General features: G+C 62.7%; 14 protein-coding genes. 5 read left to right on the top strand and 9 right to left on the bottom strand.

Translation table 11 applies throughout. The features are described 5' to 3' along the window. The first annotated feature begins 6 nt into the window (after positions 1 to 6). Entirely contained in the window at positions 7 to 3,483 is a 3,477-nt protein-coding gene (locus tag GKC70_RS06760; protein ID WP_342650839.1) for a NahK/ErcS family hybrid sensor histidine kinase/response regulator, read from the top strand. Here the strand turns inward: GKC70_RS06760 and rmuC are convergent. Next, positions 3,455 to 4,927: a DNA recombination protein RmuC gene (rmuC, locus tag GKC70_RS06755; protein ID WP_342650838.1), complete on the bottom strand. Its 1,473-nt coding sequence runs from the start codon at positions 4,925 to 4,927 to the stop codon at positions 3,455 to 3,457. The two genes, GKC70_RS06760 and rmuC, sit on opposite strands and share 29 nt — an antisense overlap. 62 nt (positions 4,928 to 4,989) lie before the next feature. Next, positions 4,990 to 5,406, bottom strand: a complete 417-nt coding sequence (locus GKC70_RS06750; protein ID WP_080754750.1) for an SEL1-like repeat protein — start codon at positions 5,404 to 5,406, stop codon at positions 4,990 to 4,992. A gap of 950 nt (positions 5,407 to 6,356) precedes the next feature. On the opposite strand from GKC70_RS06750, the gene GKC70_RS06745 reads away from it, so the two are divergent. The 4 genes from GKC70_RS06745 to GKC70_RS06730 all read left to right on the top strand — a co-directional run bounded on the left by GKC70_RS06745 (position 6,357) and on the right by GKC70_RS06730 (position 10,496). After that, complete coding sequence (locus GKC70_RS06745; protein WP_039579408.1) at positions 6,357 to 6,581, top strand: hypothetical protein; 225 nt, start codon at positions 6,357 to 6,359, stop codon at positions 6,579 to 6,581. Positions 6,582 to 6,828: 247 nt separating this feature from the next. Further along, entirely contained in the window at positions 6,829 to 7,311 is a 483-nt protein-coding gene (locus GKC70_RS06740; protein WP_342650837.1) for a hypothetical protein, read from the top strand. A gap of 145 nt (positions 7,312 to 7,456) precedes the next feature. After that, positions 7,457 to 8,719, top strand: coding sequence for an outer membrane protein transport protein (locus GKC70_RS06735; RefSeq protein WP_342650836.1), 1,263 nt, complete (start codon positions 7,457 to 7,459; stop codon positions 8,717 to 8,719). 529 nt (positions 8,720 to 9,248) lie between these two features. Next, positions 9,249 to 10,496: an IS256 family transposase gene (locus tag GKC70_RS06730; RefSeq protein WP_342650835.1), complete on the top strand. Its 1,248-nt coding sequence runs from the start codon at positions 9,249 to 9,251 to the stop codon at positions 10,494 to 10,496. 111 nt (positions 10,497 to 10,607) lie between these two features. Here GKC70_RS06730 and GKC70_RS06725 read toward each other — a convergent pair whose 3' ends face one another. The 7 genes from GKC70_RS06725 to cobU all read right to left on the bottom strand — a co-directional run bounded on the left by GKC70_RS06725 (position 10,608) and on the right by cobU (position 16,851). Then, a complete protein-coding gene (locus GKC70_RS06725) occupies positions 10,608 to 11,156 on the bottom strand; it encodes a glutathione peroxidase (protein ID WP_342650834.1) in 549 nt (182 codons plus the stop codon). 166 nt (positions 11,157 to 11,322) lie between these two features. After that, positions 11,323 to 12,525 carry an MFS transporter gene (locus GKC70_RS06720; protein WP_342650833.1) on the bottom strand — a complete coding sequence of 401 codons (1,203 nt, stop codon included), beginning with the start codon at positions 12,523 to 12,525 and terminating at the stop codon, positions 11,323 to 11,325. Positions 12,526 to 12,684: 159 nt separating this feature from the next. Continuing rightward, positions 12,685 to 13,872 (bottom strand): cellulase family glycosylhydrolase, encoded by a 1,188-nt coding sequence (locus tag GKC70_RS06715; RefSeq protein WP_342650832.1) that lies wholly within the window; start codon positions 13,870 to 13,872, stop codon positions 12,685 to 12,687. 105 nt (positions 13,873 to 13,977) lie between these two features. Next, on the bottom strand, positions 13,978 to 14,712 hold the full coding sequence (locus tag GKC70_RS06710) for an adenosylcobinamide-GDP ribazoletransferase (RefSeq protein WP_342650831.1): 735 nt from the start codon (positions 14,710 to 14,712) through the stop codon (positions 13,978 to 13,980). Next, positions 14,712 to 15,281 (bottom strand): alpha-ribazole phosphatase family protein, encoded by a 570-nt coding sequence (gene cobC / locus GKC70_RS06705; protein ID WP_342650830.1) that lies wholly within the window; start codon positions 15,279 to 15,281, stop codon positions 14,712 to 14,714. The genes GKC70_RS06710 and cobC overlap by 1 nt, the downstream gene beginning before the upstream one ends. Beyond that, positions 15,278 to 16,333 (bottom strand): nicotinate-nucleotide--dimethylbenzimidazole phosphoribosyltransferase, encoded by a 1,056-nt coding sequence (cobT, locus tag GKC70_RS06700; protein WP_342650829.1) that lies wholly within the window; start codon positions 16,331 to 16,333, stop codon positions 15,278 to 15,280. The genes cobC and cobT overlap by 4 nt, the downstream gene beginning before the upstream one ends. Beyond that, the gene (gene cobU / locus GKC70_RS06695) at positions 16,330 to 16,851 is read right to left on the bottom strand and encodes a bifunctional adenosylcobinamide kinase/adenosylcobinamide-phosphate guanylyltransferase (RefSeq protein WP_029611855.1); all 522 of its coding nucleotides are present in this window, start codon (positions 16,849 to 16,851) and stop codon (positions 16,330 to 16,332) included. Before cobU ends, cobT begins: the two co-directional genes overlap by 4 nt.

Below are 16,851 nucleotides of genomic sequence, written 5' to 3'. Positions count from 1 at the left end.
GTTTGCATGTCGTTGTCCAGTGGGCTGATCGCCGTGGTCGCCCTGGCCTATATGGCCATCATGTTCGCCATCGCCTTCTACGGCGACCGTCGCAGCACCCCGCTGCCGCCGCGCCTGCGCGCCTGGGTATACAGCCTGTCCCTGGCGGTGTACTGCACCAGCTGGACCTTCTTCGGCGCGGTCGGCCAGGCCGCCGAGCAGCTCTGGGCCTTCCTGCCCATCTACCTGGGCCCGGTGCTGCTGCTGATTTTCGCGCCCTGGGTGCTGCAGAAGATGGTGCTGATCAGCAAACAGCAGAACATCACCTCCATCGCCGACTTCATTGCCGCGCGCTACGGCAAGTCGCAGACCCTTGCTGTGGTGGTTGCCCTGATCTGCCTGGTTGGCGTGCTGCCCTACATCGCCCTGCAGCTCAAGGGCATCGTGCTGGGCGTCAACTTGTTGATCGGCGCCAGTGCCGATGCCACCGGCACACGCGTTCAGGACACTGCACTGGTGGTGTCACTGGTGCTGGCGCTGTTCGCGATCGTCTTCGGCACGCGCAGCCTGGACGTCACCGAACACCACCGCGGCATGGTGCTGGCCATCGCCTTCGAGTCGATGATCAAGCTGCTCGCCTTCCTCGCCGTCGGCGCTTTCGTAGTGTTCAACCTGTACGACGGTGTCGACGACCTGTTCAGCCAGGCGCGACAGTCAATGCACCTGGAGCGCTACTGGCAGGAAACCATCAACTGGCCGTCGATGGTGGTGCAGACCGCCGTGGCGATGATGGCGATCATCTGCCTGCCGAGACAGTTTCACGTCACCGTGGTGGAGAACATCGAGCCGCAGGACATGCGCTTGGCGCGCTGGGTGTTTCCGCTGTATCTGGTGCTGGCCGCGCTGTTCGTGGTGCCGATCGCCTTGGCCGGACAAATGCTGTTGCCGGGCACGGTGATGTCCGACTCCTTCGTCATCAGCCTGCCGCTGGCCGAAGCCCATCCCAGCCTGGCATTGCTGGCGTTCATCGGCGGCGCCTCGGCCGCCACCGGCATGGTCATCGTCGAGGCCGTGGCGCTGTCGACCATGGTCTCCAACGACATGCTGCTGCCCTGGCTGCTGCGCCGCAACAACGCCGAGCGGCCGTTCGAAGCGTTCCGCCACTGGATGCTCTCGGTACGCCGGGTCACCATCGTGGTCATCCTGCTGCTGGCGTATGTCAGTTACCGACTGCTGGGTTCCACCGCAAGCCTGGCGACCATCGGCCAGATCGCCTTCGCCGCCGTTACCCAACTGACCCCAGCGATGCTCGGCGCCTTGTACTGGAAGCAGGCCAACCGGCGCGGCGTGTTCGCAGGACTGGCCGCCGGGATTTTCCTGTGGTTCTACACCTTGGTACTGCCCATCGCCGCGCACAGCCTGGACTGGTCGCTGCAGCTGTTTCCGGGCCTGGCGTGGTTGCACGGCAACCCGCTGAACCTGCCCATCAGCCCGCTGACGCAAGGCGTGGTGCTGTCGCTGGCGGGCAACTTCACCCTGTTCGCCTGGGTGTCGATCCTCTCGCGCACACGGGTGTCCGAGCACTGGCAGGCCGGTCGCTTCATCGGTCAGCAGACCAGCGCTCGCCCCAGTGGGCGCACACTGCTGGCGGTGCAGATCGACGACCTGCTCAACCTCGCCGCACGCTTCGTGGGCGAGGAGCGCGCACGCCAGAGCTTCATTCGCTTCGCCTACCGCCAGGGCAAGGGCTTCAACCCCAACCAGAACGCCGATGGCGACTGGATCGAGCACACCGAGCGGCTGCTGGCCGGGGTGCTGGGCAGTTCTTCGACAAGAGCGGTGGTCAAGGCGGCCATCGAGGGCCGCGACATGCAGCTCGAGGACGTGGTACGCATCGCCGACGAAGCCAGCGAGGTGCTGCAGTTCAACCGCGCACTGCTGCAGGGGGCGATCGAGAACATCAACCAAGGCATCAGCGTGGTCGACCAGAACCTGCATTTGGTCGCCTGGAACCGCCGCTACCTGGAGCTGTTCAACTACCCGGACGGGTTGATCGCCGTCGGCCGGCCGATCGCCGACATCATTCGCTACAACGCCGAGCGGGGTCTGTGCGGTCCCGGCGAAGCGCAGGTCCATGTGGCGCGGCGCCTGCACTGGATGCGCCAGGGACGGGCGCATACCTCCGAGCGCCTGTTCCCCAACGGTCGGGTCATCGAGTTGATCGGCAATCCGATGCCCGGTGGCGGCTTCGTCATGAGCTTCACCGACATCACGCCGTTCCGCGAAGCCGAGCAGGCGCTCAAGGATGCCAACGAGGGCCTGGAGCAACGGGTAGCCGAGCGGACCCACGAACTCTCGCAATTGAACCAGGCACTGTCCGACGCCAAGAGCCACGCCGAAGCGGTCAGCCAGTCCAAGACGCGCTTCCTCGCGGCGGTCAGCCACGACCTGATGCAGCCGCTGAACGCCGCACGGCTGTTCTCCGCTGCACTGTCGCAACAGGCCGAGAGCTTGAACGACGAAGCCCGGCAACTGGTGCGGCACCTGGACAGCTCGCTGCGCTCGGCCGAAGAATTGATCAGCGATCTGCTGGACATCTCACGCCTGGAGAACGGCAAGATCACCCCAGACATCAAACCCTTCGCACTCAATACGCTGTTTGACACCCTCGGTGCCGAGTTCAAGGTGCTGGCTGCCGAAAAAGACCTGGCGTTCCGCCTGCGCGGCAGTCGCCTGCAGGTCAGCAGCGACATCAAGCTGCTGCGCCGGGTGCTGCAGAATTTCCTGACCAACGCGCTGCGCTACGGCAGCAGTCCGATCCTGCTGGGCACGCGGCGTGAGGGTGAGCGGCTATGGCTGGAGGTGTGGGATCGAGGCCCTGGCATTGCCGACGACAAGTTGCAGGTGATCTTCCAGGAGTTCAAGCGCCTGGACAGCCACCAGACGCGCGCTGAAAAAGGCCTGGGCTTGGGCCTGGCGATCGCCGATGGCTTGTGCCGGGTGCTGGGTCACACCTTGCAGGTGCGCTCATGGCCCGGTAAAGGCAGCGTATTCAGGGTGAGCGTGCCGATCGCCCGCCAGCCGCTGGCCACCCCGGCAGCCCCTGCCGAGCAGATGGGACAACCGCTGGCGGGACTGCAGGTGCTGTGCGTGGACAATGAAGACAGCATCCTGATCGGCATGAACAGTCTGCTCGGACGCTGGGGCTGCCAGGTCTGGACCGCACGCGATCAGGCCGAGTGCGAAGCGCTGCTGGTCAAGGGCATGCGCCCGCACCTGGCGCTGGTGGACTATCACCTGGACCACGGCGAGACCGGCACCGGCCTGATGGCGTGGCTACGCACGCAATTGGGCGAGCCGATTCCCGGCGTGGTGATCAGCGCCGACGGGCGCAACGAGACCATCGCCCAAGTGCATGCGGCGGGCCTGGACTACCTGGCCAAGCCGGTCAAGCCGGCAGCCCTGCGCGCCCTGCTCAATCGGCATCTGAGCCTGGTGCAGTAAGGCCTTCGTCGGCCATCGCGCGCTCAAGCAGGTCGGCCGGCAGGCTCTTGCTGGCGCGGGCGCCGAGCAGCTTGAGCTGTTCGCTACGGCTGATCAGATTACCGCGACCCTCGCACAGTTTATTGCGCGCCGCCGCGTAGGCTTTGTCGACCTGCTGCAGGCGCACACCCAACTCGTCCAGATCCTGGATGAACAAGACGAATTTGTCGTACAGCCAACCGGCGCGTTCGGCGATTTCTCGGGCGTTTTGCCCTTGGCGCTCCTGTTTCCACAGGCTGTCGATGACCCGCAGGGTGGCCAGCAAGGTGGTGGGGCTGACGATCACGATCTGCCGGTCGAACGCCTCTTGGAACAGCCCTGGCTCGGCTTGCAGCGCCGCAGAAAAGGCCGCTTCGATGGGCACGAACAGCAGCACGAAGTCCAGGCTGTGCAGGCCGTCCAGACGGCTGTAGTCCTTGCTCGACAACCCCTTCACATGGCTGCGCAGCGACTGCACGTGCTGCTTGAGCGCCGCCTCGTCGTTGCCGGCGACGAACTGCTGGTAGGCGGTGAGACTGACCTTGGCGTCGACCACCACCTGCTTGTCGCCGGGCAGCATGATCAGCACATCGGGCTGGAAGCGCTCGCCATCGGCGCTTCTGAGACTGACCTGGGTCTGGTACTCGCGGCCCTTCTCCAGGCCCGCGTGCTCCAGCACCCGCTCCAGAATCAGTTCGCCCCAATTGCCCTGGGTCTTCTGCCCTTTGAGGGCCTGGGTGAGGTTGGTGGCTTCATCGGACAAGCGCAAGTTGAGCTGCTGCAAACGCTCCAGTTCCTTGGCCAGCGAGAAGCGCTCGCGGGCTTCGTGCTGGTAGCTCTCCTCCACGCGTTTTTCGAACGCCTGGATGCGCTCTTTGAGCGGATCGAGCAATTGCCCTAAGTGCTGCTGGCTGGTCTGAGCGAAGCGCTGTTCACGCTCGTCGAAAATGCGCGTGGCCATTTCGGCGAACTGCGCACGCAGGGTGTCGCGGGCTTGCTGCAGGTCTTCCAGACGTTGGGCATGGCTGTCCTGCTGCTCGCGAAGCTCGGCATCCAGGCGTGCCGCCTGTGCCTCCAGGCGGCGCAGTTCGGTTTCGCGATTGGCGCGCTCCAGGCTCCAGGCATGAGCAGCGTCGCGGGCGTTGTCGCGCTCGATCTGCAGCAGTTCCAGCTCACGGTGTTGCGCCGCCAGCTGTGCCTGCTTATGGCTGTTGGCCTCGCTCAGATCGCTGATTTCGTCACGGCTGGCATCAAGCTGGGCTTGCAGACCGGCCTGCGCCAGTTGCGACGCGTTGAGGCGCTCCTGCCATAGACTGCCTTCGCCCTGACGGACGGCGAGTCGTCGCTGAAGCTGCAACGCCCAGCCCAGGCAAGGCACCGCAGCGGCGACGATGCCGATCAAAATACTGGCCAGATCCACTGCCATGCTCACCCCGATCGTTGTTCCAATGCAGGCTGCAGCTTACAGGGGTTTGCCCACTCATGACGCTAGGGATGCAGGCGCTCGAGCAATCGCTGCGCATCTTGCGAACCCTGCCCGGCCGCCAGTTCCAGCCAATGCCGCGCTTGCTCGGCATCCTGGGGCAGGCACAGACGGGCATATTCGAGTTGGGCAAGTCCATCCCCAGCCCGAGCCGCCTGACGCAACAGCTCGTGACCGATGCGTCGGTCGCGTGCATTGCCGCAATCGCGGCACAGCAACTGTCCCAAGCGACTCTGGGCCACCACCACGCCCCGCCGCGCCGGCTGTTTGAGCAGGCGTCCGGCCAAGTGCTTGACGCTGGGCTTGACGCCCAGGCGGGGGCTGTCGAGTAGCCAGAGCGCGACTTTCAGCGAAAAGCGTTTGGAAAAGACGCTCGGTCCCGTATTAGGGCAATCGGCTTGGGAGGAGACACGAAACTTCATGACAGACAGCGAAGGCAATTCGAAAAGCGCGCCACTCTACCGTTTTTTTTGCGTGATGGCTCGATACGCGCCTGACAGCGCGGAAAAAAATATTTCATGGTTCTTTTCTTGACGTTTTTCAATCCAGCACTCGAGTGCAAGAAGGTGTTGACTTAAACGTCAGATATTTCCCAGGACGACTTGACATGCCCGTCCTAGAGCAACCCTGCAACACAATCCACAGATACTGTGGATAACTCGGTGGACAACCCCCTTGCGTGCCCGCAAACCCTTATGGAATGGGGGCTTCAGTCAAACTGACGATTTTTTCACCAGCCAAAATAAGTGTTTTTTTTCATTGACTTAAGGTCGCAGTCAAGTCATTGGCGGCTTCCTGTGGGCGTGTTGCAATACGGTTACAAGTCGCGCCACGCGTGTGTACAACTGGGTACTGGCACTGGGCCGAGCGGGGATCGTTGCCACGCGTCACTCCACTATCCACCCGGTCGCCCACTTCACAGGAGCCCTTTCAGCAGCGATAATGGCCGGCTTCGCTGAACGATTTAAAAAAGCTTGCATCGCTGCCAATGCTTAGGTAGTGTGGCCACCGTTAGTACCAAGCTGAAATCAATTCTGGCCATTATGTCCTTGCGACTGCTCCCACCACGGGTAGCCTCGCTGAAACCAGGACGGCCTACGCGATGATTCACTGAATGGCATACGCCACTCCAGCACGAATCAGCCAACGAACGATTGATCGGGATCTTCACCCATGGCCTCGAACCTGGCCCGTGGGATGCTGCCCGCCTTCCTAAGTACCTACCAGTCAGCCCGGCGCTTACATTGTGCTTGCGCTTTCTCTGGCTGCTCTGTTCCGGTCAGGTTTTTCGCCTCCCTTAATAAAGGCGTCACCGGAACGTTTCTATTGTGCACGGATCGAACCCGTGTCTTGAGCAGGAAACTCTAAAAAAATGACCAATCATCATCACATTCAGCGCGCATTCGGCACGCTTTCTCAGGCCTTCGCTCCACTGCAGTGCCTGATCGTTGCTCCCCGCAAGGGCAGCTTCAGCTTCACCCTGGTAGACGAACACGGCGTGGCATGCCACACCGAACGTCTTTACCCAGAGCAGTACACTGGCGCAGAGCCGCTGCAGGCGGTGATCGACCGCACGCGCCAGTCGCTGGTCGCATGAACGAATGGGCGAAGATTCGCCCCGTGAATGTGCCACTCTGATTGCTGCTAGCGCTGCACCGGTGTAATTGCCACAAGGCATATAGCCTGATCGCAGCGGCAGCAATCGATTTAAAAAACAGCCCTTTACACCATGAATATCACACTAGACTTCAACTCGAGCGGTGCGAGCCGCTTCCGATGGGTGTGATCCTTCAGCCAGCTGCCAAGCTCCCCGCCCCATCGGTCCCTGACAGTTCGAGGGCACCATGGGTATCGCTGCGAACGAATTGAGCCGTTATGTCATTCGCCCCACGCTGGTCTATCTGGGGCGCCACAACGCGAGCGCAGAAGCCTTGCTCCTGGGCGTCGCTGCCAGCCAGTCTTGCCTTGGCCAGGCCTTGCACGACCGCCGTGGCCACGGGCTGTACCGCATCGGTGAGACGCGTCATCGGGCGCTGTGGGATTGTTACCTCGCCCGCGATCCGGAATTGGCCAGCCTGGTGCGTGGGCTGGCCAGTCAGCATGCCTTCCTTGGCGGTCCACATCTGGAACTAACCGTCAATCTGCGCTACGCCACCGCCATCGCCTGGATGCTCATCGAGGAACAGGCAACACCGCTCCCGGCCGCCGACGATGTGCTCGGCCTGGCCAGGATCTGGCGACAAATCTTTCATCCGCAAGGGCGCCTACGTGACTTCACCCAGGCGTGGGATTGCTGGGTAAACCCCAGGGTTGCGGAGCCATCATAGGAACCTTCTTACGAAAGATTCAGAATTGCGGTTATTTTGGTCGGATTGTCCTACAAAACCGCTCTATCTCCGCGTATACAGCCTATGGCGTACTTCGCGATTTGTTGGTAGCTTTTGGCCCCGGAGATCCCAAGGAGTTCTAATAATGAAAACAGTCATGCTCAAAACCTCCCTCGGCGTCGCAATCGCGGTCGCCTCTAGCCAACTCTTCGCCAGCGGTTTCGCGCTCAACGAGCAAAGCGTCAGTGGTATGGGGACAGGTTTCGCGGGTCGTTCTTCGGCTGCTGACGACGCCAGCACCATTTACGGTAACCCTGCCGGCATGTCGCGCCTCAAGCGCGAACAGGTCACCGTAGGGGGCGCGGCAGTCATCGCCAAATCCGATATTTCCGGCCGCGGCAGCAACCTGGGTGGGGAAACCGACGGTGACATGGTGCCGGTGGTCGGTGTGCCGATGGGTTACTACGTCAAGCCGCTCGACGATCACTGGAGCGTGGGCTTCGGCGTCTACGTGCCCTTCGGCCTGGTGACCGACTACGGCAGCGACGACGCTGCGCGCTATTGGGGCAAGAAGAGCCACGTCGAAGTGGTGACCTTCCAGCCGACCATCAGCTATGCCTTCAACGACAAGGTGTCCATCGGCTTCGGTCCGACCATCAACCGCATCAAGGGTGAATTGGGGTCCAACACCATCAACCCCTTCACGCCTGGCCGCAACGATGGCGAAGTCAAGATCAAGGGTGACGACACGGCGGTCGGCTACAACATCGGTGTGATGGTACAAGCCACTGACCGCACCCGCCTGGGCCTGACCTACCACTCGATGGTCGACTACAAGCTCGAAGGCAAGACCAAGGTCAACAACGCGTTAATCGGGCCATTCAGCGGAAGCAAGTTCGACGCCGAGCTCAAGATCAAAACGCCTGAGTCGGTGGACTTCTCGGTTACTCACGAGCTTGACGACCAGTGGACTCTCTACGCGGGCAGCACTTGGACCCGTTGGAGCCGTCTGAAAGACATCACCGTCAACAACGAAGTGCCTGCTCCACTGGCAGCTCAATTCGGCACCATCAGCGAAGAGCAGAACTGGCACGACACCTGGGCGCATGCTGTGGGTGCTTCCTACAAGGTCAACAAGGAATGGACCTTGCGTACTGGCTTTACCGTCGACCAGTCGCCGACCAACAATCAGGATCGTTCGCCGCGCATCCCTACCGGCGATCGCAAGATCTTCAGCCTGGGGGCGGGTTACAGCCCAACCGACGACGTGACCATCGATGTGGCGTATTCCTACCTGTGGGAGGAAGACACCAAGGTGAACCTGGCCAGCCGGACCAAAGGGAGCTATCAGGCCAAGTATGAGAACAGCGCTCACGGGATTGGTGCTTCGCTGACTTATCGGTTCTGATTGGGGTTTTGAGGTTGTGAGAAGACCGCCCTTGTGGCGGTTTTTTCTTTCGGGCATCCATCCCCGTCACCTCCCTGCGCAACGCCTCTGCTCGGCCTCCTGAGGTCGCGATGGGCGGTGGCTGAGCTACCGCGCACTAGGATCAAAAGCAACGGCAACGGCGGTTTGATCGCGCAGCGCTCCAGAACATCTGCCCCACCGCCCTGCTTCTAAGCGCGCAATCGTAAAGACGCCGCCCATCGCGACCTCAGGAGGCCGAGCAGAGGTGGCATGGAGGGGGTTGACGGGCATGGATGCCCGTCAAGCGCTTGGGGCCATGGATGCCCCCTAAGCGCGGTACCCCCGGAGTGCCACCGGCGCGAGGGAACCCCGAAGGGGCCGTATGCGGGAGCAAGCGGTTTTTGCCCCCCTTTTTTCCAAGAAAAAAAGGGGGTCGCCGTAAAGGCGAAAAGGTGACTAAGCCTCACCACCGCCAACGGGTATGTCAGAAATTTTGTGTTCGGGCATAACATGAGCAAGAGGTGCATGTATGCCAACCAAGAAGAAACCCCTGCGTGACCTACCAAAAATCCCCAAGGAGCTGCTTGAGCAGTTCGGTGAGGGCCTGATGACTGCGGAGGCTATCGAAGACGCCTCTGCGGCATTCAAGAAGGCGCTCATCGAACGAGCCTTGAACGCCGAGCTCAGTCACCATCTGGGCTATCCGCCGGGCGCGCAGCGCCCAGAGGATGAAACCAATCAGCGCAATGGCAGGACTGGCAAGACGGTTCTGACTGGAGAGGGGCCGCTGCGGCTGGATATCCCCCGTGATCGAGACGGTAGTTTTGCGCCCATCCTGATTCCCAAGCATGAACGCCGTTACACCGGCTTCGATGACAAGATCATCGCCATGTATGCCCGAGGCATGACCGTTCGGGAAATTCGCGCATTCCTCTCTGAACAGTACGGAACGGATGTTTCGCATGACTTCATCAGTTCGGTCACGGCCGAGGTGATGGAGGAAATCGGCGCGTGGCAACAGCGGCCGCTGGAGCCGATGTACCCGGTCATTTTCTTTGATGCACTGCGAGTCAAGATTCGCGAAGAAGGGCTTGTGCGCAACAAAGCGATTTACTTGGCGCTGGGCGTTCTACCCGATGGGACGCGCGATATTCTCGGGATCTGGATCGAAAATACCGAAGGTGCGAAGTTCTGGATGAAGGTCTTCAATGACCTTAAGACGCGCGGCGTTGAGGATGTGCTGATCGCCGTCACCGACGGCCTCAAAGGGATGCCAGAGGCGCTAAGCGCCGTGTTTCCGGCCACCACGCTGCAAACATGCATCGTCCACTTGATCCGCAACAGTCTCGATTATGCAGCGTGGGATAAGCGTCGTGATCTGGCCAAAGCGCTCAAGCCGATCTATCAGGCCATCAACGCCGAGGCGGCTGAGCAGGCACTGGATGCCTTTGAAAACGGCCCTTGGGGCAAACAGTACCCAACGGTAGTTGCGGCATGGAGAAGAGCCTGGGATCGAGTGATTCCATTCTTTGTCTTCCCGTCAGGCATTCGAAAAGTGATCTATACGACCAACGCGATCGAAAGCATCAACGCCCAGCTACGCAAGATCATCAAAACGCGTGGTCACTTCCCAACGGATGAGGCCGCCACCAAGCTGATCTGGCTGGGGCTGCGGAACATCACGGCAAACTGGGGCTCAGCGGCCCATGACTGGAAAAATGCGATGAATCAATTCGCGATGCTGTACGGAGATCGATTTATCAGGCCGACCTGGTAAAAGCATGGCCAGCCTGACGGCAGGCCGTTATCGGCCCGCACACAAAAAATCTGACACTCTCCCGCCAACGGATATTCACCCAAAACCAAAACCCAAAACCCAAAACCCAAACTAAGGCCTAGACCCAATCGCCTTCTCAATAGCCCCAACAAACGCCGGATCATCCGGTTTAGTCAGACTGGAAAACTGCCCAATCACCTTCCCCCGACGATCCACCACATACTTATAGAAATTCCACTTCGGCGCACTACTCTGCCTGGCCAACTCAGCAAATAGCGGAATGGCATCATCCCCACGCACCGCCTGAGTCTTGGTCATGGTAAAGGTCACGCCATAGTTGGCATAACACACCTTGGCCGTTTTCTCGCTATCAGCGTCTTCCTGTTTGAAATCATTGGAGGGCACTCCCAGCATTTCCAAACCCTGTTCATGATAGGCCTTATAGGTCGCCTCCAATCCTTCGAACTGCGGAGCAAACCCGCAATAGCTGGCCGTATTGATCACCACCAGCGGCTTGCCCGCGTAGCGCTGGCAAAGATCCACCTGTCCCTTGCCCCGCAATTCCGGCAGGCTACCCTGCAACAACGCTGGACAGTCGGCCGCCCAACTGGAGGCGACAGCCGCAAAAACCAGAGGCACTGTAAGCCAGCGAAGGCGCATAGTCTGTTACTCCTGCAAGACGTTTCGTTAACCTAGCAGGTTAGCGCCTAACAGACTCCCATGCCCAATTGCATGAGCGCCAGTCCCCCGCGCTGCCAGCCCCACCACGCCAACGCCAGTAACAACAGGGCTCCCGCTGCTAGCCAGCCACGCAAGCCACAACGCCTCACGCCGCAGCCTCCTGCAGACGCGCGACCGGCCGCTCGCGCACCGGCCAATTGAGCGCCGCCGCCAGCACACTGAGCAGGATGGAAATCTGCCAGACCAGGTCGTAGCTGCCCATGCGGTCGTACACCACACCCCCCATCCAGCCTCCCAGGAATGCCCCCAGTTGATGGAACAGGAACACGATGCCGCCGAGCATGGACAGGTTGCGGACCCCAAACACAGTCGCCACGGTGCCATTGGTCAGCGGCACCGTCGACAGCCACAGCAATCCCATGGCAATACCGAACAGGTAAGCGCTGAACGTAGTCACCGGCGCCAGCAGGAACAACCCGATGACCACGGCCCTGAGCAGATAAAGACTGGTCAGCAGACGCGGCTTGGACAGCCGCCCGCCGAGCCAACCGGCCGTGTAGGTGCCCACGATATTGAACAGCCCGACCAGCGCCAGCACCGTAGTCCCGGTACTTGCCGGCAGATGCTGGTCGACCAGATAGGCCGGCAGATGAACGCCGATGAACACCACCTGGAACCCGCAGACGAAGAAGCCCAGCGCCAGTAGCCAGAAGCCCGAATGCGAGCAGGCCTCGCGCAGTGCCTGACCCAAGGTCTGTTCGCCATCCAGACGAGGCAGCGGACGATCACGCAGCATACTGACCAAGGGCACGATCAACGCCACCAGCAAACCCAGCACCAGCAGCGCCGCCGACCAGCCCAACCATTGGATCAGGCCAAGAGTGCCGGGCAGCATGACGAACTGACCGAACGATCCCGCCGCGCTGGCGATGCCCATGGCCAGGCTGCGCTGCTGAGGGGCTACCGCGCGGCCCACCACGCCAAGGATCACCGAGAACGAGGTGCCCGAAAGACCGATACCGATCAGCAGCCCCGCGCTGAGCGACAACGACCACAGCGAGTCGGCCATACCCATCAGCACCAGCCCCAGGGCATAGAGAATGCCACCGATGATCACCACGCGCGTCGCGCCCAGGCGGTCGGCCAAGGCACCGGCGAAAGGCTGAGCCAAGCCCCAGATCAGGTTCTGCAAGGCAATGGCGAAGGCGAAGACTTCACGGCCCCAGCCGAAGTCGGTGCTCATCGGCGCCAGGAACAAACCGAAACCGTGGCGCACGCCAAGCGACAGTGCCAGGATCAACGCAGCGCCAAACAGCACCCAGCCACTGGTTCGCCAGAGGGAAGTCATTGTTGTTATCTCCAGGTATCACGAAAGGCGGGCGCCGAGGTCTAATGCCGATTCGTCGAGGTCGTCGTGCGCCGCGCTGTGCAGCCCAACGATACAACGTGAGCGCCCTGTATCAGCCTCAAGCGTTTATACCGACTGATCGGGGTGTGCAAGCGTTTTCTATTGAGGCCCTGGGCTCAGGCGCTGCAGGATCGGCTGGAACAATGGCCCCGGGTGTCGCGATAACGGGTCCGGCTTACCCTCCTCGACTGCCTGCCAGTAACGCCACGACACTTTGTCCGTGCCCAGCTCGTAGTCCATTCCATCCCAGGCATCTTCGCGAAAGGCATAAAACGCCCAATGCAGGCGATAGCGATCGAGCGCCGCCAGCACGTCCTCCAGGTAAGCGCCACAGCCCGCCAAGCGGCGCATGCAGCCAAACTCGCCCACCACCAGTCGTGATACCGGCAACTCATGCTGCTGCGCCCAGCGTACGGGCTGCTGAAGGTAGTCGGCTACGCGGTGCTTGTCCCAGCGCTCGGTCCCCGCAGCGAAGGGTACGGTGCCGGGATAGGCGTACGCACGGTCGCCTGTGATACTCGGCGCGTACGTGGCCACATAAGGTTCGTACATGTGCACGCTGTACAGCACCCGACTATCTGCCAACGGCGCGGGCCAGTAGCCAAAAGCGTCGGCCGCCGCGTACCAGCCAGCGTCGACCATCACCGGCGTCTTGTCGTCCACGGTGCGGATAGCCTCCAGTAGCGTGGCCGACAACGCGGGCAGATCCCTGGCACTGCCTTGGACTTGGTCATACCAGCGCTGCATGTCAGCCAGCGCCGCATGCTCGGCCAGACCGCCGCGCTTTTCAGGGGCCGGCTCATTGACCAGATTGAATGCAGCCACCGCGGGATGATCCTTCAGCGCCTTGGCCAGATCGCGCCAAAAAGCGGCGGATTGCTCCCAGTAGCGCTTGTCCTGCCACAGACGATCGTCAAATTGGTCCTGGTTGTTCTGCGCCCAGCGCATGCCCGGCAACGACAAGGGCGCGATGACCACTTTCAGGCCCGAGCGATGCGCACGATCCAGCACCGCCACCAAGGTCTGCAGATCGGCCTGAGCCAAACCCGCGTACTCATCGGCATCTCCCAGCAGGAAATCCCTTCCTGCGGGCTGCCACTTGTCATAGGACAACCGCACCCAGGACGCACCGTAGCCTTTCAAGGCGTCGAAATAGGCTTGATCCGGCGGCAGTCGATTGAAGCTGTTGGCGCCGTGGCGCGGTTCGTCCCAGAACGCGATCAGATCGGCGGCCAACGCCGGAAGCGGGGTCAGGGCCAGCAAGCTGGCGAGCAGTCGGTCACGCATGGCGGGTGTCCTGATGAGTCGAAGAGCACCGAGCCTAGCCTCGCTAATCACGGGAAGTATCTGCTATGCATGAAGGGCGATTCCGAACTGACGCCTCCAGACCGATCAGCCCGCCAGCGCCAAACCGACTACGACGGCCAACTCGATCAACTCCAGCAGAGCCCCAGCGGTATCGCCCGTGGTGCCGCCCAGACGCCGGCACATCTGCCGACGCAGCCCGACGAACACCAGTAGCGCCAGCAGGGCCACCCCTATCGCCGTCCAGCCACCGAGCACTACACAGACGGCCACGCTTCCCGCTAGCACTCCGCGCGCCGCGCGCCTAGGCAGGTGTTCCGCCAAGGCCGCCCCCAGACCACCAGCCCGCACATAAGGCGTGCACAGGAACAGCCCGAGCAAGGCCGTGCGCCCCAAGATCGGCGCCAGCATCAGCCAGGCAGCCGCTCCCCGCTCGACCAGCACCCACAGGGCACAGAACTTGAGCAGCAGCACCAGCATCAGCGTGACCACAGCGATCGGCCCGCTGCGCGGATCCTTCATGATCTGCAAGGTGCGCTCGCGATCGCCGAAGCCGCCCAGCCAGGCGTCGGCGCTGTCGGCCAGACCATCGAGGTGCAGCGCGCCACTGAGCAGCACCCAGAGCGCTAGCAGCAAGGCAGCCTGCAGCGGCGCCGGCGTGCTGTGCAACAACGCGCTGGCCGCCCACAGCAACACGCCGAACAACGCCCCGACTGCAGGGTAGAACAGCAGCGAACGTCCCATCTGCCGCGGCTCGGGCATGCCCGCCAGCGTCACCGGCAGGCTGCTCAAAAACTGCAAGGCAATCCAGAACGGCAGCATCACGCCCGCTCCGTCAACTGGCCGTCGGCCGCCACGTCCAGACGCCGCAACGCTCCGTGCCCGACCTCGACCTGCAGCAGCTGCTCGCGTGGCAAGCCGCGGGCGCGCGCCAACAGCAGGCGCATGACGCCGCCATGGGTCACCAGCAGCACACGCTGCCCCGTATATCGACCCGCCAACTGCTCGACGCTGCGCTGCACGCGCTCGGCGAAATGGCTGACCGGCTCACCGCCGGGCGGGGTGCAGGCATAGGGATCGGCCCAGAAACGCCCGAGCAAATCGGCTTCGGTCTGCATGATCTGCGCCGCGCTGCGCCCCTCCCACTCGCCGAAATGCAATTCGCGCACCCCCGCCTCCACCTGCACCGGCAGCGCCAGGCGCTCGCCCAGTTCCTCGGCGAAGCGTGCGCAGCGCTGCAAGGGCGAGCTGACCAGCACGTCCCAGGGACCACCCTCGCTCACCGCTGCGCGCATCTGCGCCCAGCCCTGGGCGGTCAGGGCATCGTCCAGGCTGCCACGCAGCCCACCACCGCATTCGGTTTCGCCATGGCGCAGCAGGTCGAGGATCATGCCGGGCGATCCGCCACGGCCGCTTCGGCGAAAGTCGCCATCTGCCCGTGCAGCGCGCATGCCAGGCGCATCAGCGGCACCGCCAGCGCCGCACCGCTGCCTTCCCCCAGGCGTAGACCGAGGGCCAGCAGCGGCTGGGCCTGCAGTGCTTCGAGCACGGCGCGGTGACCTGGCTCCGCGCCCTGATGGGCGAACAGCAGCCACGGCTGGCATTGCGGGTTGAGGCGCACGGCTACCAGTGCGGCGACACTGCAGATGAAGCCGTCCACCAGCACCGCCACGCCCTGCTGGGCACAGGCCATGTAGGCTCCAGTCAATGCCGCGATCTCGAAGCCGCCGACGCAGGCCAAGACACGCAACGGCTCATCGCCAGACAGCGCATGCAGCGCCAGCGCGCGCTGGATCACCTCGGCTTTGTGTTGCACGCCTGCGCTGTCCAAGCCTGTACCCGGCCCGCTCAACAGGTTGGCCGCGCAGCCCAGCAAGGCGCTGGCCACGGCTGCCGCGGCCGTGGTGTTGCCGATGCCCATCTCGCCACCGATGAACAACTGGGCGCCCTGCTTGGCAGCGCGCAGGGCGCTGTCGCGGCCGGCGCCTAATGCCGCCTGCAATTGCGCCTCGCTCATCGCCGGCTGGCGGGCAAAGTTGGCCGTACCAACGCCCAGGCGCAGGTGATGCACGCCCGGTAGGTGCAGGGTGGGATCGACAGTGCCCAGGTCGATCACCTCCAGCGTCGCGCGCAGTTCGCGCGCCAGTACGCTGATCGCCGCGCCTCCCCCGACGAAGTTTCGCAGCATCTGCCCGGTCACGGCCTGGGGATAGGCGGAGATGCCCTCCTCCACCACACCATGGTCACCGGCGAAGAGGCTGATTGCCACGTGTTCCAGGCTCGGCCGCTCGCAGCCTTGGAGACCGGCCAGGGTGACCGCCAAGGTTTCCAGTTGGCCCAGCGAGCCGGCCGGCTTGGTCAATTGCTGCTGACGGGCGCGCGCCTGCTCCATGGCGTCAGAGTCGAGGGGATGGCAGGCATCGAGCCACCAGGAGGAAGTCATAGAGCAGGTCCTTTAAGCGTGAGAGGAAGGCCAGCGACCGTGAGCACGACACGCTCGCAGCGCTCGGCCACGGCCTGGTGCAGCCAGCCGGCCAGGTCGACGTAACGACGAGTCAGCTCGCCCATGGGCACTACACCCAGGCCGCTTTCGTTGCTGACCAGAATCAACGTGCCCGGCAGACTGGCAAGGCCATCGAGCAGGGCGTCACGCTCCTGAGCCAGGCGCTGGGCATCGTCGAGCATCAGCAGATTGGTTAGCCACAGGGTCAGGCAGTCCACCAGCAGACAGCGCCCTTCGGCGGCCTCGGCGCGCAACACCTGCGCCAGCGCCAGAGGCTCCTCGATCAGCCCCCAGTCGGCCGGGCGACGCTCGCGGTGCAGGCGCACGCGCTCGTTCATCTCGCCGTCCAGCGGCTCGCTGGTGGCGATGTAGGTGACCGGCAGGCCGCTGGCCACGGCCAGTTGTTCGGCCAGGCGACTCTTGCCCGAGCGGGCACCGCCGAGAATCAGGTTACGCAT

Origin of the sequence: Pseudomonas sp. REB1044 (genome assembly GCF_038813925.1) — a bacterium.
Classification (GTDB): Bacteria; Pseudomonadota; Gammaproteobacteria; order Pseudomonadales; family Pseudomonadaceae; genus Aquipseudomonas; species Aquipseudomonas boreofloridensis.
The sequence above is the reverse complement of the archived record's forward strand: the minus strand, read 5'-3'. Positions and strand labels throughout refer to the sequence as shown.